The organism is Mesorhizobium sp. M2A.F.Ca.ET.067.02.1.1, assembly GCF_004023285.1.
GTDB lineage: Bacteria > Pseudomonadota > Alphaproteobacteria > Rhizobiales > Rhizobiaceae > Mesorhizobium.
Map to the genome: position 1 here is coordinate 1 of NZ_RZSB01000627.1, position 3565 is coordinate 3565.

Annotated in this window: 4 protein-coding genes and 1 pseudogene; 2 read left to right on the top strand and 3 right to left on the bottom strand. The window is 61.5% G+C overall.

The features are described 5' to 3' along the window. Positions 1-239, bottom strand: a pseudogene (locus tag EOA28_RS28900) (hypothetical protein); the annotation flags it as partial. A gap of 58 nt (positions 240-297) precedes the next feature. On the opposite strand from EOA28_RS28900, the gene EOA28_RS28905 reads away from it, so the two are divergent. Then, positions 298-531, top strand: a complete 234-nt coding sequence (locus EOA28_RS28905; RefSeq protein ID WP_127249217.1) for a hypothetical protein — start codon at positions 298-300, stop codon at positions 529-531. 106 nt (positions 532-637) lie between these two features. Beyond that, positions 638-1690 carry a hypothetical protein gene (locus EOA28_RS28910; RefSeq protein WP_127249218.1) on the top strand — a complete coding sequence of 351 codons (1053 nt, stop codon included), beginning with the start codon at positions 638-640 and terminating at the stop codon, positions 1688-1690. A gap of 7 nt (positions 1691-1697) precedes the next feature. Here the strand turns inward: EOA28_RS28910 and EOA28_RS28915 are convergent, their stop codons facing one another. Next, positions 1698-1973 carry a helix-turn-helix transcriptional regulator gene (locus EOA28_RS28915; protein ID WP_126081319.1) on the bottom strand — a complete coding sequence of 92 codons (276 nt, stop codon included), beginning with the start codon at positions 1971-1973 and terminating at the stop codon, positions 1698-1700. Positions 1974-2995: 1022 nt separating this feature from the next. Further along, positions 2996-3565 (bottom strand): hypothetical protein (locus EOA28_RS40500; RefSeq protein WP_245501617.1); only part of this gene is annotated, 570 nt, incomplete at its 5' end.

The following is a 3565-nucleotide window of genomic DNA, read 5'->3' on the forward strand; positions in this document are numbered from 1 at the left end:
GCAGCAAGGCACTGCTCGGGCCCAGGCGCCCTGCCCGGCCACTGCGCATCAACCGTGGGTCCACTGAAGGCGACCGCGCAGACGGTGCCGTCGCGAGCTACGATCGCTGCCCATTCATTGGTCTCGAAGCCGCCATTCGCGGGGCCGCCGCTCGCCTTGACATTGGCCTTCAAGGCCGAGAGCAGCTTGTCGTGATCGGCCGGGCAGGGCGCCTGGGCCCGAGCAGTGCCTTGCTGCATCGAGCTAAACGCCAAGACAAGCAGGCCCAGAGCTAGTGGCAAGAACCGACGATGAGACATGATCAGAAAACGCTTGTTGATGTTACTGAACTGGCAATCGGCTGCTTTGTTCCTCGAACATCGCGAAGGGTTGCACCGGCGAGGTTTGCTGGCCGAGGCTGCCGGATCGGAAGAGGATCGGACGGAGCCGAATCCGCAGCAGATCGCTTCGTCCCATCACGGCTGTTTGATACGCACGCCCGTTTATAACTGTCGCCGGTTTGCGATCTTGCCGGCTCCGGGGCTGAGGTGACCGATCGGCGGCTCGGAGAGCTTTACCCCTTCCGGCTTCCCTGCGAGTCCGATGGAGCAGGAGGCCAGGGTTTCTGAACACAAGTCCGGTCTGGGCGTTACAGGAGATGTTCGTCGATATCCTGCAATTCGTCGTCGGAGCCCTTGTGGTCTGGTTCACGCTTCGCGATGTCTTTGACACCGTCGTTGTACCGGGCGAGAGCCGGGCGTCCCTGCGTCTCGCAAGCCGGATGGTGTTCGCCGGTTTATTCGGGCTGTGCCATACGCGCAAGGCCGGCGCCGCCATTCCGGCGGCGTTCGCGCCTTTCGTGCTGGTAGCGTCCTTCACCGGCTGGATGCTGCTTCTCATTTTCGGTTTCGGGCTGATGGTGGCTGCTCTGAGCGGTTGGTACCGGCCCGCGGTGCCGACCTTCTCCCAGTCGGTGTTCGTTGCCGGAAGCAGCCTGGTTACGGTTGGCCTGAGCGAGACGGACGCAACCGGTCCTGCCCGTTGGGTCAACATCGCGGCGGGATTCTGCGGTCTGTCGGTCATGACGATGGCCGTCACCTACCTGCTCCAGGTGCAGACCAGCATCGGCAGGCGTGACTCCGGCATCCTCAAGATCACCACCGCTTCAGGCGATCCGCCGTCCGCGGTGGCGCTGCTGGAGCGCTATGCTTCACTCGGTTGCAAGGATGAGCTGGAACAGGTGCTCGTAAAGGGCAGAGATTGGTGCGCAGAGGTGCTGCAGAGCCATGCATCGCACCCATTCCTGATCTATTTCCGGTCTTTGGAAACTGGTGCGGGGTGGCCTGCCACTCTCGCGGCGTTGTTGGACCTTGCTGCCGTCATCGAGGCGATCGATGAGCCCAAACTGCGCGGCAAGGCTGTCCTGCTGCGTGAGGAAGGCACCCACCTTGCAGACGAGCTGAGCAAGTTGCTTCGGCTCGACATCGACCGCCCGACAACCGATAGAGAGGTGCTGCAGCTGGTCCTGGAACGTGCGGCAAGGGCAGGCTACGGAACCCCAAAACCGCATGGCTTGGAGCGACTGGCATCGCTCAGAAAGCGCTATGCCCCAATTGTCGAAGCATTGTCGCGTCATCTGGGCAGTCCAACGGCGCCGCTTCTACCAAACGACCGCAGCTTGTCACGCGAAGAACTGGCGCAGCTTCCTTGACCTGTGGTCACATTTCGCTGTTGCCGATTATCCCGGCTTCGCCCCCGGCGAGATTGGTGGCGTGCGGAGCTTTCGAAGTGTGCAAGCGCACGACAGGCTTGCCGGAGCTGTCCTGTCCAAAGAACGCGACGCCGGCGGCCTGCAATACCTGGCGCATGGCAAGCAGTTTTTCCGCCGAGGGCACCCGACCTCCGCGCTCGAATTCGCGAATGCTCGCTTCGCTCAAGTCGCATTTTGCTCCAAGCCGCACCCGCGGCCAGTTCAACAAGGTTCGGGCGGCCATTACCTGCTCTGGCGTTAGAGGAGCCACCAGACATCTCCACTGCTTCTTGATCGTGTCTCGAACTGAAAGTTCAAGAACATGTTCCCTTGCCCCCAAAAATCGCAGGCGAAATGCCCCCCGGACCGCTGCCCCTTGGAACAATGATGATCACCTTTCGTTCGGTGGCGATGAAACAGCTTCTTTCAGACTTCGCGGCAATGGCGCAGCCGGGTTATTGGATTGCCCTCGGACTTCTTGTCATCCCTTACGGAGTGGGCGTGTTTTTCCTTGTGAGGGTTTGCCACTGTATGTGAGCGCGTGCGTGGCGCGATCATGAGCCCGGGCCCGTCGACGTTGTTCGGCGGGCTTTCTTCTTGCAACTCGGAACAAGCTGCGGTTTGCCATGTTGAGAAGGTCTGCGACTGTCCCCCTCAAGCGGTCGCAGAATGGTGGAAACACCGGCCCGCGTCCTCGCCGAGGGGGCGCGGGTTTCCCCTTTTTTAGGGCACGCCGGAACCAACCGGCACGGTTGGCGGTCCCTCTCGCCCGAAACCGGGGGAACGAGTGCACGCTTAGATTTCTGATCACCCTCGGCGCGGTGAATGCCGCCTTCAGACTTGGCAGGGATGTCGGACGCGGTGAGGCTCGGATGTTGTTCAGCGGCCCGGTGGACTACGAGCGGTGGCCAGCAGCACGGAGTCGGGGGAACTCGGCCTTTAGTCAAAAGGTGAATCGGCGGGTTTTGTTAGATTGGCAACCAGCGATAGCGTTCTCCGGCCAAACAGGACGCTGACCACCTCACCGCGTGACCTAGCAAATGCAGGATCGAACATCGACCCGGACGATGCTCGCGTCGACTTGAGCAAGGGACATAGGGCCCCCTTCTCAGGACGTCGTTGCTGATCGAGTGGCTTGCGCACGACGCCTAAACGCGCTCATTTGAAAGTGTTGCTAGCAATGACAGTCGCGGTTGTACCTTGCGGCACGACTGTCGAAGCGCGAGGCGCAGTCGCTTGGGCACTGATTCAGATCGCAGGACGCTGTCATTTGGCCCCTTTAACTTGCTTCCTGCGCGGGAGCTGCTGGTACGCGGGGATCAACCTGTGAGGATTGGTAGCCGCGCCTTGGGGATCCTTGTCGCGATGGCCGAACGAGCTGGCGAAGTCGTCAGCAAGAGGGAGCTGTTCGATATCGTTTGGCCCAACACGGCTGTCGAGGAGAGTAGTCTCAGGGTCCATGTCGCTGCCCTGCGTAAAGCGCTTGGCGACGGCGAAGGCGATAACCGGTACATCGCCACCATTCCCGGCCGTGGCTATCGCTTCGTCGCGCCAGTCGCAACAACCGGAGAGCCGGTGCCTCGCCAAATAGACGCCGCCGCACGACCGCGAAGCGACGGGAAAGTGGTCGCCGGAATTCGCATCTTCGGCCGTGACGACTTCGTGGCCTCGCTGAACGCCCTTTTGTGCGAACGGCGCCTTGTCAGCGTGGTCGGTCCGGGAGGAATGGGGAAGACGTCCGTCGCACTGGCTGTCACGGAATCTGTCGCGACGCGTTACTCCGATGGGGCATATATTGTCGAACTCGCGCGCTTGGTTGACCCACGCCTCGTCCCT